The organism is Salinicola sp. V024 (assembly GCF_052645315.1).
The window spans coordinates 168,828-195,372 of record NZ_JBQXYB010000001.1; the positions used below are offsets into that span (position 1 = coordinate 168,828).

26 protein-coding genes and 1 riboswitch are annotated in these 26,545 nt (G+C 63.7%); of the genes, 17 read left to right on the top strand and 9 right to left on the bottom strand.

Annotation, left to right across the window (positions count from 1 at the left end; all coding sequences use genetic code 11):
• The first annotated feature begins 64 nt into the window (after nucleotides 1-64).
• The 4 genes from ACUN9V_RS00745 to ACUN9V_RS00760 all read left to right on the top strand — a co-directional run bounded on the left by ACUN9V_RS00745 (nucleotide 65) and on the right by ACUN9V_RS00760 (nucleotide 3,006).
• Nucleotides 65-523 carry a YeeE/YedE family protein gene (locus ACUN9V_RS00745; protein WP_445509975.1) on the top strand — a complete coding sequence of 153 codons (459 nt, stop codon included), beginning with the start codon at nucleotides 65-67 and terminating at the stop codon, nucleotides 521-523.
• Entirely contained in the window at nucleotides 520-933 is a 414-nt protein-coding gene (locus tag ACUN9V_RS00750; RefSeq protein ID WP_110692676.1) for a DUF6691 family protein, read from the top strand. The genes ACUN9V_RS00745 and ACUN9V_RS00750 overlap by 4 nt, the downstream gene beginning before the upstream one ends.
• Nucleotides 934-1,009: 76 nt before the next feature.
• Entirely contained in the window at nucleotides 1,010-1,705 is a 696-nt protein-coding gene (locus ACUN9V_RS00755; RefSeq protein ID WP_445509976.1) for a response regulator, read from the top strand.
• A complete protein-coding gene (locus tag ACUN9V_RS00760) occupies nucleotides 1,702-3,006 on the top strand; it encodes an ATP-binding protein (RefSeq protein ID WP_445509977.1) in 1,305 nt (434 codons plus the stop codon). Before ACUN9V_RS00755 ends, ACUN9V_RS00760 begins: the two co-directional genes overlap by 4 nt.
• A gap of 70 nt (nucleotides 3,007-3,076) precedes the next feature.
• Here ACUN9V_RS00760 and dsbG read toward each other — a convergent pair whose 3' ends face one another.
• The 4 genes from dsbG to ACUN9V_RS00780 all read right to left on the bottom strand — a co-directional run bounded on the left by dsbG (nucleotide 3,077) and on the right by ACUN9V_RS00780 (nucleotide 6,676).
• Nucleotides 3,077-3,859, bottom strand: coding sequence for a thiol:disulfide interchange protein DsbG (dsbG, locus tag ACUN9V_RS00765; protein ID WP_445509978.1), 783 nt, complete (start codon nucleotides 3,857-3,859; stop codon nucleotides 3,077-3,079).
• Between the two features lie 75 nt (nucleotides 3,860-3,934).
• A complete protein-coding gene (locus tag ACUN9V_RS00770) occupies nucleotides 3,935-4,759 on the bottom strand; it encodes a prolipoprotein diacylglyceryl transferase family protein (RefSeq protein ID WP_445509979.1) in 825 nt (274 codons plus the stop codon).
• 2 nt (nucleotides 4,760-4,761) lie between these two features.
• Complete coding sequence (dsbD, locus tag ACUN9V_RS00775; RefSeq protein WP_445509980.1) at nucleotides 4,762-6,114, bottom strand: protein-disulfide reductase DsbD; 1,353 nt, start codon at nucleotides 6,112-6,114, stop codon at nucleotides 4,762-4,764.
• Nucleotides 6,115-6,187: 73 nt separating this feature from the next.
• Entirely contained in the window at nucleotides 6,188-6,676 is a 489-nt protein-coding gene (locus ACUN9V_RS00780) for a protein-disulfide reductase DsbD domain-containing protein (protein WP_445509981.1), read from the bottom strand.
• 166 nt (nucleotides 6,677-6,842) lie between these two features.
• On the opposite strand from ACUN9V_RS00780, the gene ACUN9V_RS00785 reads away from it, so the two are divergent.
• Nucleotides 6,843-7,379: a DsrE family protein gene (locus ACUN9V_RS00785; protein ID WP_445509982.1), complete on the top strand. Its 537-nt coding sequence runs from the start codon at nucleotides 6,843-6,845 to the stop codon at nucleotides 7,377-7,379.
• A gap of 181 nt (nucleotides 7,380-7,560) precedes the next feature.
• Here ACUN9V_RS00785 and crcB read toward each other — a convergent pair whose 3' ends face one another.
• Together crcB and ACUN9V_RS00795 are read right to left on the bottom strand one after the other, a co-directional pair.
• Entirely contained in the window at nucleotides 7,561-7,938 is a 378-nt protein-coding gene (crcB, locus tag ACUN9V_RS00790; protein WP_075562798.1) for a fluoride efflux transporter CrcB, read from the bottom strand.
• Nucleotides 7,939-8,034: 96 nt separating this feature from the next.
• A riboswitch (Fluoride riboswitch) is annotated at nucleotides 8,035-8,119 on the bottom strand.
• Between the two features lie 73 nt (nucleotides 8,120-8,192).
• Nucleotides 8,193-9,995: a sugar phosphorylase gene (locus tag ACUN9V_RS00795; protein ID WP_445509983.1), complete on the bottom strand. Its 1,803-nt coding sequence runs from the start codon at nucleotides 9,993-9,995 to the stop codon at nucleotides 8,193-8,195.
• 283 nt (nucleotides 9,996-10,278) lie between these two features.
• On the opposite strand from ACUN9V_RS00795, the gene nrdR reads away from it, so the two are divergent.
• The 10 genes from nrdR (at nucleotide 10,279) to ACUN9V_RS00845 (ending at nucleotide 20,919) form a co-directional block, all read left to right on the top strand.
• Nucleotides 10,279-10,767 carry a transcriptional regulator NrdR gene (gene nrdR / locus ACUN9V_RS00800; RefSeq protein WP_075562796.1) on the top strand — a complete coding sequence of 163 codons (489 nt, stop codon included), beginning with the start codon at nucleotides 10,279-10,281 and terminating at the stop codon, nucleotides 10,765-10,767.
• An 81-nt stretch (nucleotides 10,768-10,848) separates the two neighbouring features.
• On the top strand, nucleotides 10,849-11,997 hold the full coding sequence (gene ribD / locus ACUN9V_RS00805) for a bifunctional diaminohydroxyphosphoribosylaminopyrimidine deaminase/5-amino-6-(5-phosphoribosylamino)uracil reductase RibD (RefSeq protein WP_445509984.1): 1,149 nt from the start codon (nucleotides 10,849-10,851) through the stop codon (nucleotides 11,995-11,997).
• Nucleotides 11,998-12,263: 266 nt separating this feature from the next.
• Nucleotides 12,264-13,397 (top strand): bifunctional 3,4-dihydroxy-2-butanone-4-phosphate synthase/GTP cyclohydrolase II, encoded by a 1,134-nt coding sequence (ribBA, locus tag ACUN9V_RS00810; protein ID WP_445509985.1) that lies wholly within the window; start codon nucleotides 12,264-12,266, stop codon nucleotides 13,395-13,397.
• A gap of 180 nt (nucleotides 13,398-13,577) precedes the next feature.
• The gene (gene ribH / locus ACUN9V_RS00815; protein WP_075562793.1) at nucleotides 13,578-14,060 is read left to right on the top strand and encodes a 6,7-dimethyl-8-ribityllumazine synthase; all 483 of its coding nucleotides are present in this window, start codon (nucleotides 13,578-13,580) and stop codon (nucleotides 14,058-14,060) included.
• Nucleotides 14,057-14,557: a transcription antitermination factor NusB gene (gene nusB / locus ACUN9V_RS00820; RefSeq protein WP_075562792.1), complete on the top strand. Its 501-nt coding sequence runs from the start codon at nucleotides 14,057-14,059 to the stop codon at nucleotides 14,555-14,557. Before ribH ends, nusB begins: the two co-directional genes overlap by 4 nt.
• 1 nt (nucleotide 14,558) lies before the next feature.
• Nucleotides 14,559-15,530, top strand: a complete 972-nt coding sequence (thiL, locus tag ACUN9V_RS00825) for a thiamine-phosphate kinase (RefSeq protein ID WP_445509986.1) — start codon at nucleotides 14,559-14,561, stop codon at nucleotides 15,528-15,530.
• Nucleotides 15,527-16,000, top strand: coding sequence for a phosphatidylglycerophosphatase A family protein (locus tag ACUN9V_RS00830; RefSeq protein WP_075562790.1), 474 nt, complete (start codon nucleotides 15,527-15,529; stop codon nucleotides 15,998-16,000). The genes thiL and ACUN9V_RS00830 overlap by 4 nt, the downstream gene beginning before the upstream one ends.
• 263 nt (nucleotides 16,001-16,263) lie before the next feature.
• Nucleotides 16,264-17,595, top strand: coding sequence for a DUF945 family protein (locus ACUN9V_RS00835; protein WP_445509987.1), 1,332 nt, complete (start codon nucleotides 16,264-16,266; stop codon nucleotides 17,593-17,595).
• Nucleotides 17,596-17,759: 164 nt separating this feature from the next.
• Nucleotides 17,760-20,189 (top strand): endopeptidase La, encoded by a 2,430-nt coding sequence (lon, locus tag ACUN9V_RS00840; protein ID WP_445510355.1) that lies wholly within the window; start codon nucleotides 17,760-17,762, stop codon nucleotides 20,187-20,189.
• 112 nt (nucleotides 20,190-20,301) lie between these two features.
• Nucleotides 20,302-20,919 carry a LysE family translocator gene (locus ACUN9V_RS00845; RefSeq protein WP_445509988.1) on the top strand — a complete coding sequence of 206 codons (618 nt, stop codon included), beginning with the start codon at nucleotides 20,302-20,304 and terminating at the stop codon, nucleotides 20,917-20,919.
• Nucleotides 20,920-20,934: 15 nt separating this feature from the next.
• Here the strand turns inward: ACUN9V_RS00845 and ACUN9V_RS00850 are convergent, their stop codons facing one another.
• The 3 genes from ACUN9V_RS00850 to ACUN9V_RS00860 form a co-directional block, all read right to left on the bottom strand.
• Nucleotides 20,935-21,591 (bottom strand): epoxyqueuosine reductase QueH, encoded by a 657-nt coding sequence (locus tag ACUN9V_RS00850; RefSeq protein ID WP_439304041.1) that lies wholly within the window; start codon nucleotides 21,589-21,591, stop codon nucleotides 20,935-20,937.
• An 88-nt stretch (nucleotides 21,592-21,679) separates the two neighbouring features.
• On the bottom strand, nucleotides 21,680-22,597 hold the full coding sequence (locus ACUN9V_RS00855) for a DMT family transporter (RefSeq protein ID WP_445509989.1): 918 nt from the start codon (nucleotides 22,595-22,597) through the stop codon (nucleotides 21,680-21,682).
• 160 nt (nucleotides 22,598-22,757) lie between these two features.
• Entirely contained in the window at nucleotides 22,758-23,525 is a 768-nt protein-coding gene (locus ACUN9V_RS00860) for an SDR family NAD(P)-dependent oxidoreductase (RefSeq protein ID WP_439286178.1), read from the bottom strand.
• Between the two features lie 442 nt (nucleotides 23,526-23,967).
• On the opposite strand from ACUN9V_RS00860, the gene ACUN9V_RS00865 reads away from it, so the two are divergent.
• Nucleotides 23,968-25,227 (top strand): acyltransferase family protein, encoded by a 1,260-nt coding sequence (locus ACUN9V_RS00865; RefSeq protein WP_445509990.1) that lies wholly within the window; start codon nucleotides 23,968-23,970, stop codon nucleotides 25,225-25,227.
• A 216-nt stretch (nucleotides 25,228-25,443) separates the two neighbouring features.
• On the top strand, nucleotides 25,444-26,493 hold the full coding sequence (locus ACUN9V_RS00870; protein WP_445509991.1) for an oxidoreductase: 1,050 nt from the start codon (nucleotides 25,444-25,446) through the stop codon (nucleotides 26,491-26,493).
• The last annotated feature ends 52 nt before the right edge of the window (nucleotides 26,494-26,545 follow it).

Sequence of the window (26,545 nt, forward strand, 5' to 3'; positions counted from 1 at the left end):
TGGTAGAAATAGTGGGGGAGATAGTGGTGGAGATAGTGGTGGAGATAGTGGCAAAAGGAGCGAGATGGAAACGTTGAGTGCGTTGCAGGGGTTGCTGGGCGGGGTTCTGATCGGACTTTCCGCCACTCTGCTCATGGGGTTGCTGGGACGGATCGCCGGTATCAGCGGGATCCTCTCCGGGGTGGTTTTCGAGCGCGGCGTGGATAGGCCCTGGCGCTTCGCGTTTCTGCTAGGCCTCGTCTCCGGACCGGCCTTACTGATCCTGGCTGGTCTGGACTGGGGCAATGTGGCAGGCGACAGCGGGGCGATGATCGGTGCTCCGACGAGGGGGCTGACGACGATGTTGATCGCCGGCCTGCTGGTCGGATTGGGCACTGGCCTGGGTAGCGGCTGCACCAGTGGGCACGGGGTCTGCGGCTTGGCGCGTCTGTCGCACCGGTCGATGGCCGCAACGCTCGTCTTCGTGCTGGTTGCCATGCTGACCGTGTTCGTGTCGCGTCACTGGCTGGGAGGCGCATCATGAAAGCACTGGCAGGCTATCTGGCAGGGCTCACGTTCGGGCTCGGCCTGGCGATCAGCGGCATGACCGATCCGGCGCGGGTCATCGGTTTTCTCGATGTCGCCGGCGCCTGGGATCCGACCCTGATCTTCGTACTGGGCGGAGCGGTCATCACCACGTTCATCGGTTATCGCCTCGTCTGGCGACGCCAGATGCCGCTGTTCGAATCCCGGTTCCAGCTGCCCACCCGCCGTAACCTCGATACCCGACTGCTGGGTGGTGCCGCACTTTTCGGTATCGGGTGGGGGCTTTCAGGGTATTGCCCGGGACCGGCGGTCGCCTCGCTGGCGGGGCTGAGCTGGCCGCTGGCGGCATTCATTATGACCCTGCTGCTGGGTTGGTGGCTGGCCCGTCGGCTCTCTCCCGCTCACTGATCGGCGAGCTCATTCCGACATCATCGCCGTCCGCCAGACTGTGGCATGAATGGATCGGATCGCAAACGGGGAAAACATGCGCGTACTACTCGTCGAGGACGATGCACCGGTGGCGGCAGGCATCGAAGCGGGACTGGCGCTGAGCGACTTCGTCGTCGATATCGTGACCACGCTGGACGGTGCACGCGGGGCGTTGTCCGCGATCGACTACGATGCCGCGGTGCTCGATCGCCGTTTGCCCGACGGCGATGGTCTGACGCTGTTGCAACAGTGGCGTCGTGCGGGTATTGCCATGCCAGTACTGATGCTGACGGCGAGAGACGCCGTTGCCAGTCGTGTCGAAGGGCTTCAGGGCGGAGCCGACGATTATCTGGTCAAACCGTTCGACCTTGATGAGTTGACGGCAAGGCTGCAGGCGCTGTTGCGCCGCAGCGCCGGGCAGATCGACCGCTCCCTTCGCTACGGGCGCCTGGCGCTGGACCCCGTCGCTCGCAGCGTAACGTTGGATGGCGCACCGGTGGTGTTGGTGCGTCGCGAGCTGATGCTGCTGGAGGCGCTGATGCGCGCGCGTGGGCGGATCCTGAGCGCCGACCAGTTGAAGGACCGCCTTTACGGCATCGATGACGAGATCGAGAGCAACGCCCTCAACGTGCATATCTACCAGTTGCGTCGCAAGCTGGGACGCGAAGTGATCGAGACGGTCCGGGGCGTCGGCTACCGTCTCGGCGCGCTTCCCGCCGACGAGCGACTTCATGGCGACATACCCTCATGAGCCTTCGGCTGCGTCTCGTCGCCACGCTCGGGATCACGCTGATGCTGCTGTGGGGGCTGACGGCGGCGTGGTCGATGCGCGATCTCTCGAGCCAGCTCGAACGTTCGCTGGATCAGCGTCTGGCTCAGTCGGCGCGAATGGTGGCCGGCCTGCTCGATCGCGTGCCGGCGGCGGCCTGGGATGGAGAAGTGGGCGAGACGTCGACCATCCCTGCGCTCGAGGGCGTTGCCTGCCGCGTGTCGTCGCTGCGCGGGCAGGTGGTGGCGGGTACGCACCCTGAAATGAACGATGTTCTCGCAGTCGATGACGAAGGCTACAGCTACCGCGATCACAACGGCCAGCGCTGGCGCGTCTATACCCTGGTCGATGACGATAAGCGCATCACCGTGGCGGATCGCCTGCGGGAGCGGGAGTCGTTGCTGGGTCAGGTACGCCGTGCGGCGTTCTATCCCTTTTTACTCGCTTCGATCGGCAGCCTGATCGCCCTGTGGTGGGGCGTGACCCGGGGGCTGTCGCCACTTTCGAGGCTGCAGCGGCGCCTGATGTCACGCGATCACGACGATCTCTCGGCACTGCCGATCCGCGGTTTGCCGGGGGAAATTCGTCCGCTGATCGATGGATTCAACACCCTGCTGGCACGCACCCGGCGCATGCTGGAGTTGGAGCAGCGCTTTACCGATGATGCCGCGCATGAGCTGCGCACACCGCTGACCGCGATTCGGACCCATCTGCAGATCGCGCGACGCGTCGATGGCGATCCCCATCAACAGGCGATGCAGCAGGCGGAGGCGGGGGTGGGGCGGCTGACGAAGACGCTCGACCAATTGCTGTTGCTGGCACGCATGGAAAGCGAGGAGGTTGCGCAGGGTAGTGTCGACCCTACGCGGCTGGGAGAGGCCCTGGAGGCTGCGATGGTGGAGACGGGCAGTCGCGATCGCTGTCACTGGCACGCCTCGGTCGACCGGCTTCACGTCGCGTTGTCCGGGGAGTTGCTGGTGATTGCGCTGCGCAATCTGCTCGAGAACGCCATGCGGCACGGTTTGCCTGACACCCCGATCGAGATTGAAGCGCAGCGGATGAACGGCTTGGCCGTGATCGACATCGTCAACCAGGGCGAGACCATCCCGCCCGAGCAGATCGCCCGCCTGACGGAGCGTTTTCATCGCGGCAATCATCCGCAGGGCAGCGGCCTGGGGTTATCCATCGTCGAGGCGATCGCCACCCGGGCCGGCGGCAGCCTGCGGCTCGTCTCCGGCGACGGTATCGGGCTGCGAGTCACCCTCTCGCTGCCCCTGGCCTGATTCGCCCGGGCGGATGAGTAAGGACGGGTGAGCAGGAGGTGGATAAGCAGGGGGGGGGGGACAGGAAAGCTCAGGGCGAGTCGCTACCCATGATTGTGCGCAGCTTGTTCGGCGAGGGAGCGCCCATGACCTTGTGCACCTCGCCATCGTCGTCCTGATAGAAAATCACCGGTGTGGCATAGAGCTGGGCGTCGCGCATCACTTGCGTATTGTCGGCGACCCACTGCTCGCTCTGATCGGTTCCCTCGCTGTCCGGCATGGCGCCGGTGCGATAGTGTTCGGCGATCGCGGCGCTGGGATCGTCTGCAGCTAGAATCGCGGCGGCTTTCTCGGGGCTGTCCGCTTTCAGAATCCCCACCATCAGGTGACGAATCTGGACATCACCGTTTTCGACCCAAGGCTGAGCGTCCTGCCAGAACTTGCGGCAGTAGGGGCAGTTAGGATCGCTGAAGGTGTAGAGCACGCGCGATGCATCGGTATCGCCCTCGCGAACCCAATGGTGGTCCGCCATTGCCTTCCATAGCTCGGCATTCTTGGGCCCATCGACGAGCTGTTCCAGCGGCTCGGCGGAGACGTCCCGGCCCTGGGCGTCGATCAGCGTGCCGACGACGGCATGCTCGCCATCCGGCGTCAGATAGGCGGCCACACTCTGTCCTCGAATGCTGGCGCCGTAGCCCCTGAGTCCGCCGGGGGCATCGAATTCACCGTGAATGGTGAGGCCCTGCTGCTCAAGTGTCTGAATCGGCGCCGGCCAGTCGTCGGCGGCGGCGGGCAGGCTTGCCGCCAGGGCAATACCGGCGGCCAAGGGCAGCGTGAGCCGTAGTGGCATCATTCGGGGGGCGTGATTTTGCATCGGTGTCGTCTCCGGTTGTTAATGTCTAGCGGGGAGGTCGAGTTAAGCGCTCGGGTTGAAAGCGCGTCTGGACCGTCATGGGGTGAAGCGTTCGAGACTGCGATCGAGCGTGGCACGGGAAAGCTCACCGAAGTGGGTATCGACGAGCTGACCGTCGGCGTCGTAGTAGAGGGTGGTCGGCATGGCCATCGCCCCCACTTCTCGACCGAAGGTCATGTCCGGATCGCGATAGAGTTGATCGAGAGAGAGGGACTCCCGTTGTAGAAACGTCTCGATGGCGTCGACGCTCTCGCCCTGATTGACGAATACGAACGACACGTCGTCCCGCGCCTGCTGGGCCTGTTCCAGTATCGGCATCTCGCGACGACAGGGCGGACACCAGCTTGCCCAGAGATTGACCACCATGGGCCGGTCGGCTTCCTGCAGCACGGTGGGCAGGGCCACCGGCGAGCCACCGAGAGCTGCCAGCGGGATCGAGGGCAGGCTCGCCCCGCGGGGCGCCATCAGCGCCAGGGCGCCAGCAGTCATCGACCACGCCAAAGCACCCGAGAGAACCGCTGCACCCAACGGGCGGCGCATGGCCGGCTGCCGCCAGAAACGCCAGGCCAGATAGGCGAAAGCGATCGCCAGCCCGGCCAGCGGCTCGAACCCGCGATCCCGGATGTCTAGCCAGGACCAGAACGTGTCGTAGCTCTGCCAGTAGCGGGCCACGAACACGATGCGTGCGCCGATGATGCCGATCAGCAACGCATTGAACAGAACATCGCCGACGCTGACCTGTCGACGACGGCCTATCCAGGCACCCACGATCAGGGCGACGACCATGGCCAGGGCCAGCAGAAGCTGACCCAGACTCACGCCCAGCGGTCCCAGGGCGATACTGCGATCGAGCGGATTCATGGTCAGCCCTCCGTGGACTCGTTGGCGCTATGTCTGGCCTGCGCGTAGCGGTCGAGAAAGGCCTCGGCATCCAGTTCACCGATGATGCGGGTGCTGCGCTGCTCCCGACCGTCGGGGCCGAACCACATCAGCGTCGGCGGGCCGACGATGCCGAAGTACTGCATGATCGCCTGATCCTCGGCGTCGTAATCCGTGACGTCGATACTCAGTCGCTGCACGTCCTGGAGCGCCTTCTTGACGGCCGGGTCGCTGAACACTTCCCGTTCGATGACTTCGCAGGAGACACACCAGTCGGCGGTGAATTCGACCAGTGTCATCTGGCCGCTGTTGGCGGTTGCCTGGACGCGGCGTTCGAGCGTGGCCAGATCCTTCACGTCGTCGAACGCGATAGGCCCGGACTCGCTGGCGTCTTTGGAGGCCGTTGCCACACCGCTTGCGACGTAGACCGACAGCGGTCGCCACGGGTCGTTGGCGCCACCGGCGGCACCGATCAGGATCAACGTGCTCCACAGACCGATGATGGCGGCACTGGCGGTGGCGAACTGGGGCAGAATGCTACCCGTGCCGTTGCCCCGCGCCATGGCGACGAGGGCGATCGCGGCGCCCAGGCCCAGCGCGCCCCACAGGCCAAGAACGAGGGCATCCGAGAAAATTCGGGCGACGAACCAGATCGCCATGCCCAGCAGCACGAAGCCGAACAGCGCCTTGACGCGGGTCATCCAGGCGCCGGGCCTAGGCAGCAGCTGGCTGCCGAGCGTGCCGATCAGCACCAGCGGAGCGCCCATGCCGAGGCCCAGCGCGAGCAGCGCCACGCCGCCCAGCCACGGATTACCGGTGTCGGCGATGAAGAGCAGAGCGCCGGCGAGTGGGGCGGTCATGCAGGGGCCGACCAGCAGGGCGGAGAGCACCCCCATGACGGCGACGCCCTTGAATCGGCCGCCGCGTTGTTTCGACAGTCCCGCATCCAGGCGTTGACGCAGCGCTCGCGGCAGTTCTAGCTCGAAGGCACCGAACATGGCGAGCGCCAGTACCATGAACAGCACCGAGAAAATGCCGATGAACCAGACATTCTGGAACAGCATCTGCAAATTGGCGCCGGCCATGGCCGCGGCGACGCCCAGTATCGCGTAGGTTGCAGCCATGGGGAGAACGTAGGCGAGCGAGAGCACGAAGCCGGCGGCGCGCGGATTCTCCCCGCTGCGACGTTGGCCGACGATCAGGCTGGAAAGAATGGGGATCATCGGCAGCACGCAGGGCGTGAAGGTCAACAGCAGCCCCATGCCGAAGAACGCTGCCAGCGTCCAGATCCAGTTGCCACCGGCGAGCTGCGCTGCCAGTTGCTGATCTTCAGCCATCGCCGCGTCTGTCCGGGGCTGAGGCTGAGTGGTGGAGTCTGGTGCGACAGACGCTGATGTCGCGGATGACGCATCAGGCGCATCGGCCGAGGCATCCGGTCCCAGCGCGTTCGCGTCGGTGGTGCTGCCCCGAGGCACCGGCGACGGATTCCAGATCGAACGTCCGCTGCTGAGGGGGGTAGCAAAGGCCGGCATCGGCGCAACCCTGCCAATGAAGGGTGAGGGTATCGGCTTCCCCGGGGTGCGTGGTCATGTGCAACGCATGACGATAGATCTCGGAACGACCGAAGTACTCGTCCTCGATGGTCTCCCCCTCGGGGATATCGAGCGACAGTTCGCGCTCATCGGCTTGAGCAGAGAAGCTGTGGCGATAGAGGTAGTAACCGGGCTCGATCTGCCAGTCGATTTCCACCTCGTCGCCGTCTTGTATCAGCGTCGGTTCGAAGGCCTGATCCGGCGGCAGGAAGTCGCTCTGTTGCCCGAACGGATCCTGCGCCATGGACAGCGTGGCGACACCGAGCAATGCCAGCATCATGATCCACTGGACTCGCCTTGACCGCATTGACTTCCCCTTCGCTCCTGCCCGCATCGGCTGCGCTCCTGATTCGATGGCGACAGATTGGCCCATGGGGATGAGCTGAAAATGAACCCTTGCTATCGCTGCTGGTAGCGTATATTCATTTATTGAATATAGTTATTCTTTTTATGAGATCTAAGCGGAGGTCAAAATGCACAATTACCCCTCATCGCAGTGGCTCGACTCTTTGGGGCTGATTCGAGGCAAACCCGGTAATGCCGAACTGGCGATCCCCGGTTCACCGCGGCCCGTGGGGCAGGCGGTCGATCAGTGGCTTCCCGCGCCCGGCGAGACCTGTCATGGGCTCTTTCAGATTTCCAGTGCGGCCGATGCGCCGGATCGAGTGCATGGCGGTGTCATGCGGCTGGTACGAACGCTCAATCTGATGTCACAGGCCGAGGTGGCATGCCGGGCCGTGGTCGTCGTTGCCGGGCCGGCGACGCCATGCGTGTTGAAATCTGCAGCCTATCGCGAGCGGATTGCCGAGCCGTCACTCGAGGAAAACCCCAACGCGCCCTGGTGGAACGCCCTGCGCCAGCAAGGGGTGCCGGTGCTGGTCTGCCTGCAGGCGCTGGCCGCTCAAGGGCTATCGCTCGAGGAGGTCGAAGCCGGTATCGAGCCGGTGCAGTCAGGCTTGAGCGCAGCGTTGGCGCTGGGACGGCATGGGTTCGTCACGCTGTCTCTCTGATTCCGGCCCGGCGAAGATATCTCACTGGCGCTGGATCCTGCTGCCAGCGAAATGGTCGAGGGCGACCTCTACGCTACTACCGCTACTGCCGGAGCGGACGAGGGTGCCTGAGCCGCTGGTCTGATGCCGTCGATCTGGCGCCGCCGGTCTGATTCCTCAGGTCTGACGCTGCCGGTCCATGTCAGTGCCTCAGCCAGCCGTAGCAGGCGATGCCGAGCATGGTCATCGCGAACGAGCCGATGACGTGTACCAGGGTGCCGGTCAGTGCCCAGGCCCAACGACCGTTCTGGATGGCGCCGACCATTTCGGCCGAAAAGGTGGAGAAGGTCGTCAAAGCGCCCAACAGGCCGGTGATCGCGAATAGCTTCCACTCCACGCTGAGCGAGGAATCCTGAAAGAAGCTGAGCGCGACGCCGATCAGCCAGGCGCCAGCCAGATTGGCGATCAGCGTGCCGGGGGGGATGTGCAGGAAGTAGCCGTTGTACTGGGCACCAAGCCACCAGCGAAGATTGGCACCGATCGCGGCGCCGGCGCTGATGGCCAGAATGGGGATCCACATGCTGTTGAATTCCTCGTCAGAAGCTCGTTGGCAGAGCGGTGTCCCGGGGCGAGGAGTGCTATCGATGTTCACGCCTGCACAGAACACACCTCGGGTGTGTTGGCAGGCATCATCAGCGCGAGGCGGTTTGCCGGGGCTCTGGGCGCGCCGCGGCGGGAGGAATGCCATCTCCCGCTGCTACTTTAGTCAGACCTCGGTCTCCCGGCAAGAGTGATCGTCCCGCGGTGGCTTTCCGGAGGAGCGACCAGTGCTGCTCAGGGTTGCACCAGCCACAGGCTTCGATAGGGCCGCAGGATGTCGCGTTCGTCGGGATGCGGACTCCAGTTCTTGCCGTCCTTGAGTACGTCGTACCACTCGCCGTCGTTCAATTCATCGATCGCCAGCGGCTGGCGCGTATCGCTGATGTTGTAGATCGCCAGCAGGCGACGGCCATTGGCGAGCGGCCCGCGCTCGATGGCGAAGATCCCCGGAGGCGTGTCGAGCACGCGCTGTGCCGCCTCGGGATGAAAACACGGCTCGTTGGCACGGATGTTGAGGCGTCTCTTCAGTGAGGTGAACGCCTCGCGGGTCGGCGTGCTGCGGCTGTCGATGAGTTCGTCCAGCTCTTCCTTGGGCCAGCGACGTCGGTTGATCGAGCGCAACTTTCCGCTGCGCTCGACACCGCCATGGTCGTTGAGCGTCGCGGTCAATGTGTGGAAATAGACCCCCGGGATACCCTGCAGCGCCAGCATCAGGTTCTGACTGCACAGGAAGCGTTCGACTTGCCAGGCGTCCGCGCCCCGGCGCGTGCCCTTGAGGGCGTCGTAGTAGGTGATGTTGATCTCGTAGGGAGAATCGCTGCCATCGGCGTTGGTCTTCATGCTGACGTAGCCGCCGAAGCGGTGCATCAGCTCGAGCATGACCTCGACCTCGTGGGGCGGCAGCAGTCCTTCGAGTGCTCTGACCCCGATTCCGTCATGGCTGGCGGTGAAGTTGAAATAGGTGCAGCCCGGCGGCAGCGCCGGCAGGCTTCGCGCCCACTCGCTCAGGGTGGTGGCATCGCCGCTGGTCAGCGTATGCACCAGCAGCGGCGGCAGCGTGAACTGATAGATCATGTGCGCTTCGTCGGGCATCGACTGGGGCTGCAGAGCCTCGCTGCCAGTCGCGCCCGGAGCCAGCCGTTCCAGACCAAAGTAACTCATGTTCTCGTGATGCGGCACGTTGGTTTCGGTGATCAACAGCGTACCCGGCGCCATGAAATCCAGAATGGCCCGCAGCAGACGCACGATGGCATGGGTCTGGGGCAGGTGAACGCAGGAGGTGCCGACCTCCTTCCACAGATAGGTGATCGCATCGAGTCGAATGAGGCGCGCGCCCTGCTGGACGTAGTAGAGCAGAATGCCGATGAATTCGAGCAGGACGTCCGGGTTGGCGAAATTGAGGTCGATCTGGTCCTCGGAGAAGGTCGCCCACAGATGCCGAGTGCCTCGGCGCGTCGAGACCGGCACCAGCAGCGGCGAGTTGCGCGGCCGCGTGACCATCGAGAGATCCGTGTCCGGATCCATCTCGATGAAATAGTCGCGCCCAGGCTGCGTCCCGGAGAGGTAGTCGATGAACCATAACGAATCGCGGGAAACGTGGTTGATGACCAGATCGACCATCAGATCGACCCGGGAGGCGAGTCGACGCACGTCCTGCCAGTCACCGAGTTTGGGGTTCACCTCGCGGTAATGAATCACCGAGAAGCCGTCGTCGCTGCTCCAGGGAAAGAACGGCAGGATATGCAGGCCGCTGAACGTGCCGTTGAGCCGCGTGGCTAGGAAGTCGTCCAGCACCTCGAGCGGAGGACGCTCGCCATCGATGATGGAGTCGCCGTAAGTGATCAGAATCTGGTCGCGCTCGCTCCACATCGGACGGGGCGCCGTGTCCAATGCACTTCGCTGGTGCATGAGCAAGGTCATCAGTCGTCGCATGACCTCGTCACGACGGGGGCCGTAGACCTCTTCCAGACGCGCGGCGGCGCGCTCGATGAAGGCTTCTTCGGAAAGCGCATGATAGTTCGCGGCACGGCTGGGCATGGGAGCGATTCCTGATCATCGGATGGCGTACGCGGCGCACGGGTCGGAACGCCGATGTGGCGGTTGGTTACGGTATCCTTGCAGAAGACGGGCCAACATGAAAATTGACGGGGACTTTCAGTGTATTTCCGCTAGATTGGTCAAACCGTTACACTCTCTATCATTCATTCGACACCGTTCTCGCGTTTGCTTGACAGGTTATCTCGTTTACTCGGCAAGTATCATCTCGTTCAACAACAGTGGCGGTTCCCGAGTCGCCCAAGCCCACAGGTAGATTCCGACGATGCATTGCCCGTTCTGTGGTACGCACGATACCAAGGTGACCGACTCCCGCCTGGTGGCCGAGGGCGATCAGGTGCGTCGCCGCCGTCAGTGCGCCGCATGCGGGGAGCGCTTCACGACCTACGAGACCGCCGAGCTGGTGATGCCCCGCGTGGTCAAGTCCGACGGCTCCCGCGAAAGCTTCGACGAGCAGAAAATGCGTGCCGGCATGGCGCTCTCCCTCGAAAAGCGCCCGGTCAGCGTGGAGTCCTTCGAAGCCGCCGTCGAGCGTATCCGTCAGCGGCTGCGGGCTCGTGGTGATCGCGAAGTCGAGGCCCGCGAGGTCGGGGAGGAAGTGATGGAGACGCTCAAGCGTCTCGACCACGTCGCCTACATTCGTTTTGCCTCTGTCTACCGCCGCTTCCAGGATCTCGACGAGTTCCGGGCCGAGATCGATCGACTGTCCCAGGAACCGAACCATTCCTCGAGTGACGACGACAACCCACGCTGAATCGGCACTGTTTCCATTCGGCAGCTCGACCCTCCAAGCTGCCGTCTTCTCGAGCGAGCCGCCATGTCTGACCCTTTGTCCATGTCTTCGTCCAGATCTTCCGTTGCAGCCACCGGCACTTCTCATGCCAGCATGAGTCGCGCCATTCAGCTTGCCTGGCGGGGGCAATACACCTGTGACCCCAATCCGCGCGTCGGCTGCGTGCTGGTCAAGGATGGCCAGGTCGTCGGCGAGGGTTTCCATGCGCGTGCCGGCGAAGCGCATGCCGAGATCAACGCGCTGCGAATGGCCGGCGAGGCCGCGCGCGGGGCGACGGCGTTCGTCACCCTCGAGCCCTGCTCGCATACCGGGCGCACCGGCCCCTGCAGCCAGGCATTGATCGAGGCCGGCGTCGCGAGAGTGGTGGCGGCGATGGAGGATCCCAATCCGCAGGTTTCGGGACGTGGTTTCGCGATGCTGCGCGAGGCAGGTATCGACGTCGAAGTGGGGCTGCTGGAGGAGGACGCGCACCAGCTCAATCCCGGATTCATCCGCCGCATGCGCGACGGCATGCCGCGTGTCACCTTGAAGATGGCGATGAGTCTCGATGGCCGTACGGCGATGGCCGACGGAGAATCCCAGTGGATCACCGGGCCCGTCGCGCGGCAGCAGGTTCAGCGACTGCGCGCCGCCTCGAGCGCCATACTGGCGGGCGTGGAATCGATCATTTTCGACGATTCCCGGTTGACGGTGCGCGCCGAGCAGTTGGGGCTGGAAAATGGCGCCGAGATCGCCCAGCGCCAGCCGCTACGAGTGATCCTCGATAGTAGTCTGCGTCTGCCGTTGGCCGCGGCTTGCCTGAGCGAACCCGGGCGTACGCTGGTCTTCACGCTGCAGGATGAAACCGATCCGCGCTGGGGCAAGCTGGCGGCCGCCGGCGCTGAACTGGTCTCGATGCCCGCCAACGCCGAAGGGCGTGTCGAGTTCGACGCCGTGCTGCGCTATCTGGCGACTCGGGAGGCGTGCAACGAGGTCCTCGTCGAGACCGGCGCCACGCTGGCCGGTGCGCTGCTGGAGGCGGGCTGCGTCGACCGGCTGGAGCTGTTCATGGCGGCGACGCTGCTGGGCAGCGAAGCTCGGCCGCTGTTCGCGTTGCCGGGGCTGGCCAAGATGAGCCAGCAGCGGCGATTGAAAATCGAGGATATCCGCGCGCTGGGAGACGACTGGCGCATATCCGCGCGTCCGGTCTGATCTGATGTTCCTGGACCTGATCTAATTTTCCAGGACCGGATATCCGGGTCCTGATATTCGCCGACCTGATATTCGACAGTCTGACATTCGCCGGTCTGATATTCGATGGCCTGATACCCGCGAGGCGTTGGTCATGCCTGCCGGCAATTCCGGGGCAACGGCCGTCGCCATCACCCGACAGTGGCGTCCGTGTCTCGCGACAGGTAGGCTGTGCCGCATCGAGCCTTCGTGCTTTCGAGATCGTGAATTCCGTGGACGAATCAGCAATGACGACAGCGCAACCGAGCCAGCTGGCCCGCATCGAGGTCCTGATCGAAGAGATTCGGCAGGGCAGGATGGTCATCCTGATGGATGACGAGGATCGCGAAAACGAAGGCGATATCATCATGGCGGCCGAGTGCGTCGAGGCCGAGCATATCAATTTCATGGCGCGGCACGCCCGCGGGCTGATCTGCCAGCCAATGTCGAAGGCGCGCTGCCAGCAGTTGAAGCTGCCGCTGATGGTCAGTGACAACGGTTCCGGCTACGGCACCAAGTTCACCGTTTCCATCGAGGCTGCCAACGGCGTCTCCACGGGTATCTCCGCCGCCGACCGCGCACTTACCGTGCGTGCGGCGGCGGCGCGTGGCGCCAGGCCGGAAGATATCGTTCAGCCGGGTCATATCTTCCCGCTGATGGCGGAGCCGGGTGGCGTGCTGCGTCGGGCCGGTCATACTGAAGCGGCCTGCGATCTGGCGACCATGGCCGAATTCGAGGCGACCGGCGTGATCTGCGAGATCATGAACGACGATGGCAGCATGGCGCGGCGTCCGGAACTCGAGCGCTTCGCCGCCGAGCACGACATCAAGATCGGCACCATTGCCGACCTGATCCACTATCGCATGCTCAACGAGCGCACCGTCGACGCGGTGGAGCAGACGTCGGTGACGACCGCCTTCGGCGAGATGATGCTGCACGTGTTCCACGACACCATTCAGGACAAGCATCACCTGGCGCTGGTGAAGGGCAAACCCGAGCGTGACTCGGCGACGACGGTGCGCGTGCATGGCGGGGATACGCTTCGTGACCTGCTGGCGCTATGCCGGGCGGACAGCCACTGGACGGCTCATACCGCGGTGGCAGAGATCGCTCGGGCGGAAGCCGGCGTGTTCGTGCTGCTCGACGATGCCCGCCCTGAGGGCGACTTCAAACAGCAGCTCGACGTGCTGTTGGGGCGGCGCGCTTCACCGCGTTCCAGCGCCTCCGACGGCTCGGGGAATTTCCTGTCGATCGGCACCGGCGCGCAAATCCTGCGTCAGCTCGGCGTCGGCAAGATGCGGCTTTTGAGCTCGCCGTGGCGCTTCTCCGCGCTCTCCGGTTTCGATCTGGAAGTGGTCGAGCTGGTCAGCGGCGACGCCTGAGCGAAGCACGAGTCAATATCTCGCAATCCTGGTGAGGATAGCCAGGCCGCGCGGCCATGGTAAGATGGCCGGCTTCGCGCGCCGAGCGCCAGCGTCTGGCGCCGGCCAATCAGACTGTTTTATCGTGTGTCAGGTTCGAATGCGTGATGAACCTGACCGCAGTGTATCCGGAAACCGACAATGCAACCGATCGCTCAACTGGAAGGTCAGTTCACCGATGTCGATGGCCGCTACGCCATCGTCGTGGGACGCTTCAATCACCACGTCGTCGATAGCCTCGTCGAAGGTGCCGTCGACAGCCTGACGCGCCATGGCGTCAGTGAAGAGAACATCGAGCTGATTCATGTTCCGGGCGCCTGGGAACTGCCGCTGGCGGTCAAGCGCGTGCTGCAGGTTTCTCGACCCGACGCCGTGGTGGCGCTGGGGGCGGTGATTCGTGGCGGCACACCGCACTTCGAATATGTGGCGGGCAACTGCAATGCTTCGCTCAGCAGCTTGCAACTCGAGTTCGGAACCCCGATCGCCAACGGCGTGTTGACGGTCAATTCGATCGATCAGGCGATCGAGCGCGCCGGCACCAAGGCCGGCAACAAGGGCACCGAAGCGGCGATGGCGGCAATGGAAATGGTATCTCTGTTCAAGCGACTGGGAGGCGAGGCATGAGTACACCGTCACGGCAGCCGTCACCGGCTCAGGAATCGCGCCGCGCCGCCCGCGAACTGGCCGTTCAGGGCCTTTATCAGTGGCAGATGACCGGCAAGTCGATCACCGCCGTCGAGGCCGAATTTCGCGCTCAGGTCGGCGATGACGATCTCGAGGATCACGAGAACTGGCACAAGGTGATGCAGATCGCCGACCAGGCGCTGTTCCATGACCTGCTGCACAATACCGCCAACCAGAAAGCCGAGCTGGACGCGGCCATCGCGCCGCTGCTCGACCGCCGGCTGGAAGACCTAGACCGGATCGAACTCGCCATTCTGCGCCTCGGCGCCTACGAGCTGAAGCATCGTCCCGAAGTTCCCTACCGCGCGGTGATCAACGAAGGGGTCGAGCTGGCCAAGATCTTTGGCGCGACCGATGGTCACAAATACGTCAACGGCACTCTCGACAAGCTCGCCTCGCGACTTCGGGGCGCCGAGGTCGCTGCTCGCCGTCGTTGATATGAATCGCGCTTCGTCGAGCGAATTCGAGCTGATCGCACGCTACCTGTCGCGCCCCGCGGCGCCGGAGCGTAGCGACGTCGTCGTCGGGAACGGCGACGACTGCGCCGTGCTGATGCCGTCCCCCGGGCATCAGCTGGCGATCAGCGTCGATACGTCCGTGGTCGATGTCCACTTTCCCCAAGACGCCCCGCCGGCGGCTATCGGTCATCGGGCCCTGGCCGTCGCCTTGAGCGATCTCGCGGCGATGGGCGCGAAGGCGCGCTGGTGCTGCATGGCGCTGACGCTGCCCGCGGCCGATGCCGAATGGCTGGCGGCGTTCGCCGAGGGCTTTCGTGAACTGGCCGACCGCAGCGGTTGCGAACTGATCGGCGGCGACGTCACGCGAGGTCCGCTGACGATCGGCGTGACAGTGCATGGCGAGCTGCCGGCCGGCACGGCATTGCGGCGTAGCGGCGCGCGGGAGGGCGATCTGATCGCGGTGACCGGCTATCCCGGTCGTGCCGCCGCCGGGCTCGAGCGTTGGCAGCGCGGCGAGCAGGATTCTGACCACCCATTGCTCGAGGCCTATCTACGCCCCGAGCCACGCCTGGCGGCCGGTGAAGCGTTGCGGGGGCTGGCCAGCAGCGCGATCGACGTTTCCGATGGCCTGCTGGCGGATCTGGGGCACGTGCTGGCGGCGTCCGGTGTCGGCGCTCGGATCGACGTCGAAGCCTTGCCGCTGGCGACGCCGCTGCGGGCGATTCTTGAGCTGGACGATGTCCGCGAGCGGGTCCTCAATGGCGGCGACGACTACGAACTGCTGGTAACGCTTTCGGCCGCCGATCTGGCCGAGGCCCAGCGCCGGCTCGCTCCGCTACATCTGCCGTTGACGCCCATCGGCCGAGTCGTTGCCGGTGAAGGCATCGAGGGAGTTGCGCCGCGTTATCTGGCGCACCGCGGCTGGGACCACTTCCCGGAGATCGTCTCATGAATCGGGCTCCTTCGAGCGTCTGGCGCCGTCCGACACATTTCCTGGCCTTTGGGCTGGGCAGCGGCGCGGTGCCGTTCGCGCCCGGAACCTTCGGCACCCTGGCCGCGATTCCGTTCTACTGGCTGCTCTCGGGTCTGCCGTTGACGATCTATCTGGGCTTGATGGGCATCGCGACGCTGGTCGGCATCTGGCTTTGCGAGACCACCTCTCGCGACCTCGGCGTTCACGACCATTCCGGCATCGTCTGGGACGAGTTCGTCGGTTACTGGCTGACCATGGCGGCGGTGCCGTTCTCCTGGGAGGCCGCGTTATGGGGTTTCGTGGTGTTCCGCGTGTTCGACATTCTCAAGCCTTGGCCGATCCGCTGGGTCGATCGTCGCGTTGCGGGAGGCATCGGCATCATGTTCGATGACATCCTGGCCGGCGTCTACGCCTGGAGCACGATGCATCTGTGGTTCTGGCTGCACTGAGTCAGGAGCCAGGAGCCACGAGCGAAACAAGACGACGCCCCATGCAGGCCGAGTCAGTGTGGATCTAAGGAAACGCTGAATAAATTGCTGAAGGCGATGAAGGGCAAGGCGCACGGCCCGCAGAGAACGAGACATGACATGGGGTTAGGCGAGTTCCGATCGGACCGGTGCACTGGTACCGCGCAACGCAGCCATTCGCGCGTGTAGGCATTTATACAGTGGTTCCCTAACAGCGTTTCTATCGTCAACGTCCGGAGCAGTGCATGCGTATATGGATGATCGCAGGAGCGGTCGTGATCGTGTTGGCCGGCGGCGGCTACCTGGGGGCGCAGGCCTATTCCAGCCAGCGTTTCGATAGCGAGATCGACAAACTGGTCGCGAGACTCGACGCCCGGCCCGGTTGGCAGGTGTCGCGCGACGATATCGACAGCGGCTGGTTCCACTCCAGCGGTCGGATCGAGGCACGCTATATGGCGTCGACCGATGCCGATCCGGTCCTGGTCGAGGTGCCGTACGAGGCTGGCCATGGCCTGCTGGAAACGACCCTTGATGGCGTAGCGCAGGTGAGGGGCAGCGACGGCGAGACGCTATTCGGTGACGTGCTCGAGAGCGAGGGGCCGTTGACCTGGCACGGACGCTTTCTGACCCGCGACCAGAAACTGGAGGCGCACTTCACGTTACCCGGCTTCTCGCAGACCGTCAGCGTACCGGCAAGTGAAGTGCCTGGTGAAGTGCCTGGAGAGGGCGGCGCCGAGGAGACCACCGCGTCCCGCGACATGCAGCTCGAGTTCGACGGGTTCGAGATGGACATCGAGCAGGCGGGCGACAAGGTTACCCTGAACGGCCAGGCACCGCGTCTGCGACTGGCCGACGATCGGAGCGATATTCTGATCGAGAACACCACGCTGTCCGGCACGTTCGCGGGGGACGAGCAGGCGTTCCAGCAGTCGGTGACGCTTGCCATCGCCGCCGCCACGGTCACGCCCGCCGGCGGTCCGAGCGTGGTCAGCAAGGATCTCGGCTATACGCTGGATGCCAAGCTCGACCCGCAGCAGTTGACGCTGCATGTGCAGGCGGATGTCGGCGATACGCGGATGCGGGACCAGTCGATGTTCAACGGCGGCCTCAAGCTGACCCTGGATCATGTCGACGGCGATGCCTATCGCGCTCTGGCAGCGGCGCTCGACGACAACCTGCCCCGGATTCAGGCGGCCATCGACGCCGATGACGATCAGGCGCTCGAGTCCGCAATGGCGCCGCTGCGACCGTCGATGAAAAAGTTGCTGGCAGGATCGCCCCGTCTTTCGCTGGATCGCCTTACCGCCAACAGCCCGATGCTGGGGATGAAGCTGCGCGGCCAGGGCGAGCTGGGTATCGATGGCGACGGCATCGAAAGCTGGAATTTCGATACGATGGGCGACGAGGCAATGGGACGCGAACTGACCCGGCGGCTCGATGGGCAACTGACGCTCGAGGGCGCACCGGCAATAGTGCTGATGTACCTCGGTCTGCCGATGAGCAGCGATCCGTTGCAGATAAAACTCGCAGATGGCGTGCTCGAAATCAACGGCCAGCGGATGCCGCTGTTGCCGTAGCTCGTTTCGCTGAATCGACGGAAATGGAGTTTCAGACAGGCCGGGCCCTCGAGTCCGGCCTGTCTATTTATGCCCTAATCCCGTGCCTTTACCTTGAACTCCTGCCTCGCTGCCCGCATCCCTTGATCATTCGGCCAGAACTGGCCACGAACTCAGGGTGAATGATGAGCGAACATAACCGGGATTCCGCGGACACTTTCGATACCAGCCAGGAGTCGATCGATGCCGATGGGGAGGCGCAGCACTCGCCCCGCGGCGCTATCGTACCGTCCGGCGACTCCCTGCCGGAGCGGATCTATCTCCTCCCCATTCACAATCGTCCGTTCTTTCCCGCCCAGGTGCAGCCGCTGATCATTCAGCGCCAGCGCTGGGAAGAGACCATGAAGCGAGTCGGCAACACGCCCCATCACATGGTGGGGGTGGCGTTCGTGGGCGACGTGGGCATGGACGAGCTGGGGCCGGGAAGCTTTCCCGAGATCGGCACGGCGGTGAAGGTCCACCGCAACCAGAACGAAGAACACCAGATCCAGTTCATTGCCCAGGGTGTGCGGCGCTTTCGCATTCATCGCTGGCTCTCCAAGACGCCGCCGTATCTGGTCGAGGTTTCTTATCCCCGGGAGCCGGTCGATGCCGAAGCCGAGGAAGCCCGTGCTTACGCGATGTCGCTGATCAACGGCATCAAGGAGCTGTTGCCGATCAATCCGCTCTACGGGGAAGAGCTGAAGAGCTATCTCAACCGCTTCAGCCCCCACGAGCCCGGGCCGTTGACCGATTTTGCCGCCGCCATCACCTCGGCCAAGGGGCGCGAGCTGCAGAGCGTGCTCGAGACGCTGCCGATCATGGATCGGATGCAGAAGGTACTGCCGCTGCTGCGCAAGGAGATCGAGGTCGCCCAGCTGCAGAATCAGATCAGCGAGCAGGTCAACTCGCAGATGCAGGAGCGCCAACGCGAATTCTTCCTGCGCGAGCAGCTCAAGGTGATCCAGAAAGAGCTGGGCATCTCCAAGGACGATCGCGAGAGCGACGTCGACACCTTCCGCGACCGACTCGAGGCGCTGCAGGTGCCCGAGCGGGTGCAGACGCGCATCGATGACGAGCTCAACAAGCTGTCGGTACTGGAGACCGGCTCGCCGGAGTACGGCACCACCCGCAACTATCTCGACTGGCTGACCTCGCTGCCGTGGGGCATCACCTCGCAGGATCAGCTCGATCTCAAGCGCGCGCGTGGCGTGCTCGATCGCGATCATGACGGGCTCAGCGACGTCAAGGAACGGATCATCGAGTTCCTGGCCGAAGGCTCGTTCAAGGGTGACGTCGGCGGCTCGATCGTGCTGCTCGTCGGCCCGCCGGGCGTCGGCAAGACCTCCGTCGGTCGCTCGATCGCCGATGCCTTGGGTCGCAAGTTCTACCGTTTCTCGGTGGGGGGCATGCGCGACGAGGCCGAGATCAAGGGCCACCGGCGCACTTACATCGGCGCGATGCCGGGCAAGCTGGTGCAGGCACTCAAGGAGGTCGAGGTCGAGAACCCGGTGATCATGCTCGACGAGATCGACAAGATGGGGCAGTCGTTCCAGGGCGACCCGGCTTCGGCGCTGCTCGAGGTGCTCGACCCGGAGCAGAACGTCGATTTCCTCGATCACTATCTCGACGTGCGCCTCGATCTCTCCAAGGTGCTGTTCGTGTGCACCGCCAACCAGCTCGATACCATTCCGGCGGCGCTGCTCGATCGAATGGAGCAGATCCGGCTATCCGGCTATATCGCCGAAGAGAAAGTGGCGATCGCCAAGCATCATCTGTGGCCGAAGCTGCTGAAGCGGGACCGGATCCCGAAAAAGCGCATCAACCTGACCGATACCGCGCTCAGGCAGGTGATCGAAGGCTACGCGCGGGAAGCGGGCGTGCGTCAGCTGGAAAAGCAGCTTCACCGGATCGTGCGCAAGGCGGCGGTCAAGATGCTCGAGCAGGACCAGGAGACGGTCAAGGTCTCAGTCAACAACCTGGAAGAGTTTCTCGGCGCGCCGCTGTTCCGCAAGGAGAAGGTACTCAAGGGCGTGGGCGTGGTGACCGGCCTGGCCTGGACCTCGATGGGCGGGGCAACGCTGCCCATCGAGGCCACCAAGGTGCACGCCCTGACGCGTGGCTTCAAGCTGACCGGCAAGCTGGGCGAGGTGATGCAGGAGTCGGCCAACATCGCCTACAGCTACACGCTGGGACACCTGGGCGAATACGGCGCCGATGCCGACTTCTTCAACGAGGCCTTCATCCACCTGCACGTGCCCGAGGGCGCGACGCCCAAGGATGGTCCATCCGCCGGTGTGACCATGACCACGGCGCTGATGTCGCTGGCCCGCAATCAGAGCATCGACCGGCCGCTGGCGATGACCGGCGAGCTGACGCTGACCGGGCAGGTGCTGCCGGTCGGCGGTATCCGCGAGAAGGTCATCGCTGCGCGTCGTAGCGACATCTTCGAGTTGATTCTGCCGGAGGCCAACAAGCGCGACTACGACGAGTTGCCGGATTATCTCAAGGCGGGAATGACCGTGCATTTCGCCAAGGTCTACCCGGACGTGGCCAAGATCGTGTTCGGCCGCTGAAGCGTCGACAACCGGCGGTATCTAATAGGGGCTTTAAAGGGGCAGCGCACTTGCGCTGCCCCTTTTTCGAAGTAGACAATCAGCGCTCATCGATATCGGATTGCTGAACGCCATGACCATCGAGAGCGCCGCCACCTACCTGCTGGCCATCTTCCTGTTTGCCATCACCCCCGGCCCGGGCGTGTTCGCCTTGATCGCCACGGGTGTGAATGCCGGTTTCCGCCGGTGCCTGCCGATGGCAGTGGGGATGACGATCAGCGACGTGCTCTATCTGCTGCTCGCGACGTTCGGCCTGGCGACAATCGCCGAACACTGGGGCGAGTTCTTTGGCGTGATCCGAATCCTGGGCGCGCTGTATCTGTTCTATCTCGGCTGGAAGCTATGGAGAGCGCCGGTGCAGAACGCCGAGGTGTTATCGCCCGGTAAATCTGGCGGCAATCTGGCCGGCGTGGCGCAGGGAGTCCTGATCTCCGCATCCAACCCCAAGGTGATTCTGTTCTATATCGCCTTTCTTCCCACGTTCGTCGATCTGGGGCGGCTCGGCGGCTCCTCTCTGGCGCTGTTGGTCGTGCTGACGGTTGCGGGTCTGATGGCGGGGCTCTGTCTGGTCGCTGCCGGTGCTGCAAGGGCTAGGAGAGCCCTGCGTTCGTCACGGGCGCAGCGCCGATTGAACCGGGGCGCCGGTTCGCTGATGATCGGCGCTGGCGCGCTATTGATAGCGAAAAGCTAATGGGGGGGGCGAGCGTCACTCGTCGTCGCCGTAGTACTGGACGCCGAGCTGGATCAGGTCGCGGCCCTGCGCCTTGCGGTGGAGGTTGGAGTCGCGTAGCGAATAGACGCAGCCGCAATACTCCTGCTGATAAAAGCGCTCGCGCTTGCTGATCTCGATCATGCGTTTCGATCCGCCTTTCTTGCGCCAGTTGTAATCCCAGTATTCGATTCCTTCGTAAGGCGCCGCGGCGCGGTGACCACAGTCGTTGATCTGGTTCATGTCCTTCCAGCGCGAGATGCCCAGCGAGCTGGAAATCAACGTGTAGCCGTTCTCCTTGGCGTAAAGCGCCGTGCGTTCGAAACGCATGTCGAAGCACATGGTGCAACGAATGCCGCGTTCCGGCTCGTACTCCATCCCCTTGGCGCGGGCGAACCAGTTGTCGGTATCGTAATCGGCGTCGATGAATTCAATGCCGTGCTGCTCGGCGAAGCGAATGTTCTCTTCCTTGCGCAGCAGATACTCCTTCTTGGGATGGATATTCGGGTTGTAGAAGAAAATCGCGTAGTCGATACCCGAGGCGTGCAGCGCTTCCATGACCTCTCCGGAGCAGGGAGCGCAGCAGGAGTGAAGTAGCAGCTTGGCGTGCCCTTCGGGCAGGCGGAGCGCTTGGCGCTCGTCGGCAGTGGACATGATGGGATCGGCCTGATGGTTAAGCAATTTCTCAATCATCGCTCATGTTGGGTCGGGAGCCTTGTGTCGTCAACGTCGAGTGTCTGTTTCAGCGGCGTTGAGGTCGGCTACTGACCAGGGCAACGCCCGCGGCGGCGATGGCCATGCCCAGCCAGGCGATCGGCGGCATCGGTTCGTCGATCAGCCACCACGAGAACAGGGCAGCGCAGGGCGGCACCAGATAGAACAGCGCCGAGACCCGCGAGGCTTCGCCACGCCGGATCATCGCCAGCAGCAGCGAGATGGCGATCAGTGAGTTCCCGATGACCAGATAGGCCAGTGATCCGACGAGTGCGCCATCCCACTCGAGCGTGAAGTGACCGAACAATACGATCAGCGGCAGGGTCGTGATCAGCCCGGTGAAGTATTGGATGAGATTGGCACTGACCGGGTGCAGCGGCTGGCCGTAGCGCTTTTCGTAGAGCGTCGCGCCGCTCATCCCGATCAGGGCCGCGATCGCCAGCAACAGCCCGCCGGTGGTGATGCCTTCCACCGTCGAGCGCCCCAGAATGACCACCACGGCGCCGATCAGGCCCAGTGCGAAACCGATCCAGCGTCGCGTGCCGATGGTTTCCCCGACCATCGCCGGGGCGGCGAGGGCGACCAGTACCGGCTGCAGTGACACGATCAGCGCTACGACGCCGGCGGAGCTGCCCAGTGCGAAAGCGCTGTAGCAGCAGCCGAAGTAGACGGTCTGGATCAGAAATCCGACCACTGCCTGATGGCCCCAGGCGCTGAGTCGGGTCGGCATGGGTGGACGCAGCCACAACCAGACGGGCAGCATGATCAGCAGCACGAGAACGAATCGCAGCCCCAGAAACAGCAGCGGATCGACGTGCTGCGTGCCGATCTTGGCGACCGGAAATCCCAGTGACCACAACAACAGGAACAGCCCGGGGGCCGCGGTGAGCCATAGCGGTTGCCGTTCGCGAGCGGACGATGCCGCTGCAGGGGAAGATTCAGTCATGTCGATCCGTGATTACGATTGCGTTGTCGTTGTTGATATCCGCTTTGCGCGAAGCCGCGCGACGCATGAGGCTCTGCGTGACGGAGCATCATGCGGCGCGTGCCAAAGGATTTCCAGCACTGTCTAGGCGGCTCCATTCGGCCTGCCTGGTATTCGTCCGTCAGTCCCGGTTGACGGCGAGACCGCCCCACGACTGGCACACCGGCATCAGCTCGAGACGGTTGATGTTGAGATGCGGCGGTAAGGTCGCGGCGAGAAAGACCTGCTCGGCCACGTCTTCCGGCTGGATCGGCTCGACGCCGCCGTAGAGCTTGTCATGGGCGCTCTGATCGCCCTTCATCCGCACCAGGGTGAATTCGGTTTCCGACATGCCCGGCGCGATGTCGGTGACGCGAACCCCGGTTCCCTTGAGATCGCAGCGCAGGTTGTAGGAGAACTGATTGACGAACGCCTTGGATGCGCCATAGACGTGGCTACCCGGATAGGGCCACAGCGCGGCCGTGGAACTGATATTGATGATCGCCGCACCGCGGCCGACATCGATCAGTGTCGGCAGCAGCGTACGCGTGACGTTGACCAGTCCGGTGATATTGGTGTCGATGACGGTCTGCCAGTCGTCCAGGTTGGCCTCCTGGGCAGGTCCGGCACCCAGCGCCAGCCCCGCATTGTTGACCAGAACCTTGACCGCCTTGAACGCCGCCGGCAGCTCCTCGACCACCTTGGCAACGCCGTCACGCTCGCGGACATCCAGCGTTGCGATATGCACCGGGACCTGATCCTGCAGCTGCTGCTTGACCGCTTCCAGCCGGTCCTGCCGGCGACCGGTCAGCACCAGGGCCCAGCCGGCCTCGGCAAACCGGTGGGCGCAGGCGCGGCCAAAGCCTGACGTGGCGCCGGTGATGAAAGCGATGGGGGGATGCTGACTCATGGTGACTCCTGGCGATGGATAGCATGCGAGTAAAGGGCATTCGGCCAGCCAGCATATTCGATTGGCTGCCATGACGAACCGCTTGGTCCCAGATTAGCGCATCCCGGCGCGTCCCGGTGCATGGCACGCGACGATGATATTGTGTCGGTCGTCGGCGACAGTCGTCGAGATTTATGTAAATCTCGGTGATTCCCAGTGTCGAAAGAGGCTTTTCGTTGCCGTTCGATTACACTTTGCTTGCAGTGGTGGCATCATTCGCGCGGCTGAAAAAGCGGTCCTGCATCGGTATTTCAACTTTCTTCAGTATGCCTTCGAGCCGGTCTCGGCGTTTCGATGGCAGTCGTCTTGGCTGCGCCATTCACATCGACAGGGCTGATTTTCTCGCCTTGTCTTGCAGATCGGGTTGCTGCCGTTCGCGGTGACGCCGAAAGGAGGTCGCATCATGGCCACGAGCAAGCGGCAGCGTTATTACGGTCTCGAGTGGCTGCGGTTTTTAATGGCCCTGTGGATGGTGGCCTACCATTTCGGCGGCATCTACGACGGCATGCCCGATATGCTGAGAAGTTTCATCGGCATGGGTTTCTTCGCGACCAGCACGTTCTTCATGCTGTCGGGCTTTCTGCTCGCTCATGTGGCGCTGGATGACGCTGGCGAGATGAAGATGCGTGGCCCGGCCTTTGTCGCCAAACGGCTTTGCAATCTTTATCCGATCCATGTCATCACCATGCTGTTGGCGATCGGTCTGCTGCTGCTTCAGTATCCCATCCGCCCCGAAGGGGTCTATGTCTACTTCAATACGCACCCCTACTATCCGCTGAGTGACGAAGCGCAGGCGGCGTTTTCGGAGCGCCTCTCCTGGCCCGGGGCGCTCAAGCACATCGCCTTGCAGTTGACGCTACTGCAGGCCTGGGAGCCGCGCTTTTTGTGGCTCAACGGCGCCTCCTGGTCGATCTCGGCGTTACTCTTCTTCTATGCCTGTTTCCCCTGGCTGGCCCCCCGGCTCATGCGTGTTCAGCGTTGGGGGCTGGTACTGGTCGCCATCTGGGGGCTCTATGCGCTGGGACCGCTGTTGGCGACCCTGGCGGGCGCGTTCGACTACGTCACGGTCGGCGTTCTTCATCGTAATCCCCTGTTCCGGCTGCCCGAATTCCTGGCGGGGATCGTGCTCTATCGTGCCTGGCAGTCTGACCGCGTAAGCGATCTGATCCGCCGTTTCCGCTATCCGGTGCTGGCGCTGGGTCTGTGCGGGGTGCCGATCGGGGTGTGGCTGCTCAAGCTGGATGGATTGCACCTCTACTACCTGACCCACAACGGCTTCCTGTTGCCATTCCAGGCGCTGGTGTTGCTGAGTGCGAGTGCGTTCACGACACCGAACAGCGCAACGGTGAGAGCCTGGGCGCAGCGGCTGGGTGAGTCGGCGCTGTGCATCTTTGCGTTGCACACGCCGCTGATCGGGCCAACGGCCAGAGCCACGCGCTGGCTGCTCCAGCGGTGGCACGAGGGCTGGGTCGTGGATAGCGGCAACGCGGCGCTGAAATTCGCGATCCCGCTCTGGACCATGGTTTTCCACCTGGCGCTGATCGTCGTGCTGGCGCTATTGATGCAGCGCTTCGTGGTGGCGCCCATGCGCCACTGGCTGGAGGCGAGACTGCCGGTCGCGTGGCAGCAGAGGCGGCCGAGACTGGCTGTCGCCAAGGCTTGAGATGGCAACCGGAGCCGGTGGTGAAAGACGGTGCCGGTATGTCGCCGCGGGAGATCGCCGAGCCTGCAGTGGGTATCGGCCCCACCGTTTTGGGGAGATCATTGCCCGGCAAGTTGCGATACCCTAAGCGATTACGTGCTTCGCCGGGTTTGACTCAAAAGCTGGCTGTAGAACCGCCCGCGAAGCGATCGCGAATTCATCTTAAGGGACCTCTGCATGAAGGGAACCATCGGTGTGGGACTGGTTGGCTATGGTATGGCCGGCAAACGCTTCCACGCGCCCTTGATCTCCGCCCAGGACGGGCTTGCTCTGGTCGCCGTGGCGAGCCGAGACGCCGACAAGGTCCACGTCGACTGGCCGAGCGTGCCGGTGGAGCCGACACCCCAGGCGCTGTTCGCTCGCGACGATATCGATCTGGTCGTCATTCCCACGCCGAATGCCACGCACTATCCGCTGGTCAGCGAGGCGCTGGCGGCGGGCAAGCATGTCGTTGTCGACAAGCCGTTTACGGTGACGGCGGACGAGGCGCGCAAGCTGTGCGATCAGGCCGAAAAGGCTGAGCGTCTATTGTCTGTCTTTCACAATCGACGCTGGGATGCCGATTTCCTGACGGTGCGCGATCTGATCGACAGTCATTCGCTGGGTAAGATCGTGCATTTCGAATCGCATTTCGATCGCTTCCGGCCGGATGTCGTCCAGCGCTGGCGCGAGGACCCCGCGCCCGGCGCCGGCGCCTGGTTCGATCTCGGCTCCCATTTGCTCGACCAGAGCCTGGTGCTGTTCGGTACGCCGGAGTCGATCTCGCTCGATCTGGCCTGCCAGCGCGAAGGTGCCAAGGTCGACGACTATTTTCATGCGGTGCTGCGCTACGGCGAATCTCGAGTGGTCCTGCATGGCGGCACGCTGGTGCCGGCCCCCGGGGCCCGCTTTACCGTTCACGGAACTCGGGCGAGCTACATCAAGCACGGCCTCGACCCGCAGGAAGACATGCTCAAGCGTGGCGACCGGCTGCCCTCGCCACAATGGGGTGAGGACTGGCGCCACGGCATGATGACGATCGGCCAGGTGCGCGAGGGCGGTCAGCCAGAGCTGCATGAGATTGCGACCTTGCCGGGTGACTATCTGGCTTACTACGCCGGTGTCCTCGACGCCATCCAGGGCGTCGCTCCGCTCCCGGTGACGGCGCAAGAGGCGCTCGAAGTCATGCGTTTGCTGGAAGCCGGTGTTCAAAGCGCAGAAACCGGGCAGGTCGTCAGGCTGTCCTGACCCGAGCAGCGATCTCCGCGTCGAACGTGAACGCCTCGAGCCAGCATTTGCT

Coding starts and splice junctions, on each gene's coding strand:
- lon (WP_445510355.1), top strand. CDS start 17,760: ATGAGCGAACATAACCGGGATTCCGCGGACACTTTCGATACCAGCCAG.
- ACUN9V_RS00785 (WP_445509982.1), top strand. CDS start 6,843: ATGCACAATTACCCCTCATCGCAGTGGCTCGACTCTTTGGGGCTGATT.
- ribD (WP_445509984.1), top strand. CDS start 10,849: ATGTCTTCGTCCAGATCTTCCGTTGCAGCCACCGGCACTTCTCATGCC.
- ACUN9V_RS00845 (WP_445509988.1), top strand. CDS start 20,302: ATGACCATCGAGAGCGCCGCCACCTACCTGCTGGCCATCTTCCTGTTT.
- nrdR (WP_075562796.1), top strand. CDS start 10,279: ATGCATTGCCCGTTCTGTGGTACGCACGATACCAAGGTGACCGACTCC.
- ACUN9V_RS00860 (WP_439286178.1), bottom strand. CDS start 23,525: ATGAGTCAGCATCCCCCCATCGCTTTCATCACCGGCGCCACGTCAGGC.
- ribBA (WP_445509985.1), top strand. CDS start 12,264: ATGACGACAGCGCAACCGAGCCAGCTGGCCCGCATCGAGGTCCTGATC.
- ACUN9V_RS00755 (WP_445509976.1), top strand. CDS start 1,010: ATGCGCGTACTACTCGTCGAGGACGATGCACCGGTGGCGGCAGGCATC.
- crcB (WP_075562798.1), bottom strand. CDS start 7,938: ATGTGGATCCCCATTCTGGCCATCAGCGCCGGCGCCGCGATCGGTGCC.
- ACUN9V_RS00770 (WP_445509979.1), bottom strand. CDS start 4,759: ATGAATCCGCTCGATCGCAGTATCGCCCTGGGACCGCTGGGCGTGAGT.
- dsbG (WP_445509978.1), bottom strand. CDS start 3,859: ATGCAAAATCACGCCCCCCGAATGATGCCACTACGGCTCACGCTGCCC.
- ACUN9V_RS00855 (WP_445509989.1), bottom strand. CDS start 22,597: ATGACTGAATCTTCCCCTGCAGCGGCATCGTCCGCTCGCGAACGGCAA.
- ACUN9V_RS00795 (WP_445509983.1), bottom strand. CDS start 9,995: ATGCCCAGCCGTGCCGCGAACTATCATGCGCTTTCCGAAGAAGCCTTC.
- ACUN9V_RS00835 (WP_445509987.1), top strand. CDS start 16,264: ATGCGTATATGGATGATCGCAGGAGCGGTCGTGATCGTGTTGGCCGGC.
- ACUN9V_RS00850 (WP_439304041.1), bottom strand. CDS start 21,591: ATGTCCACTGCCGACGAGCGCCAAGCGCTCCGCCTGCCCGAAGGGCAC.
- ACUN9V_RS00745 (WP_445509975.1), top strand. CDS start 65: ATGGAAACGTTGAGTGCGTTGCAGGGGTTGCTGGGCGGGGTTCTGATC.
- ACUN9V_RS00780 (WP_445509981.1), bottom strand. CDS start 6,676: ATGCGGTCAAGGCGAGTCCAGTGGATCATGATGCTGGCATTGCTCGGT.
- ACUN9V_RS00870 (WP_445509991.1), top strand. CDS start 25,444: ATGAAGGGAACCATCGGTGTGGGACTGGTTGGCTATGGTATGGCCGGC.
- ACUN9V_RS00760 (WP_445509977.1), top strand. CDS start 1,702: ATGAGCCTTCGGCTGCGTCTCGTCGCCACGCTCGGGATCACGCTGATG.
- ACUN9V_RS00865 (WP_445509990.1), top strand. CDS start 23,968: ATGGCCACGAGCAAGCGGCAGCGTTATTACGGTCTCGAGTGGCTGCGG.
- ACUN9V_RS00750 (WP_110692676.1), top strand. CDS start 520: ATGAAAGCACTGGCAGGCTATCTGGCAGGGCTCACGTTCGGGCTCGGC.
- ACUN9V_RS00830 (WP_075562790.1), top strand. CDS start 15,527: ATGAATCGGGCTCCTTCGAGCGTCTGGCGCCGTCCGACACATTTCCTG.
- dsbD (WP_445509980.1), bottom strand. CDS start 6,114: ATGGCTGAAGATCAGCAACTGGCAGCGCAGCTCGCCGGTGGCAACTGG.
- ribH (WP_075562793.1), top strand. CDS start 13,578: ATGCAACCGATCGCTCAACTGGAAGGTCAGTTCACCGATGTCGATGGC.
- nusB (WP_075562792.1), top strand. CDS start 14,057: ATGAGTACACCGTCACGGCAGCCGTCACCGGCTCAGGAATCGCGCCGC.
- thiL (WP_445509986.1), top strand. CDS start 14,559: ATGAATCGCGCTTCGTCGAGCGAATTCGAGCTGATCGCACGCTACCTG.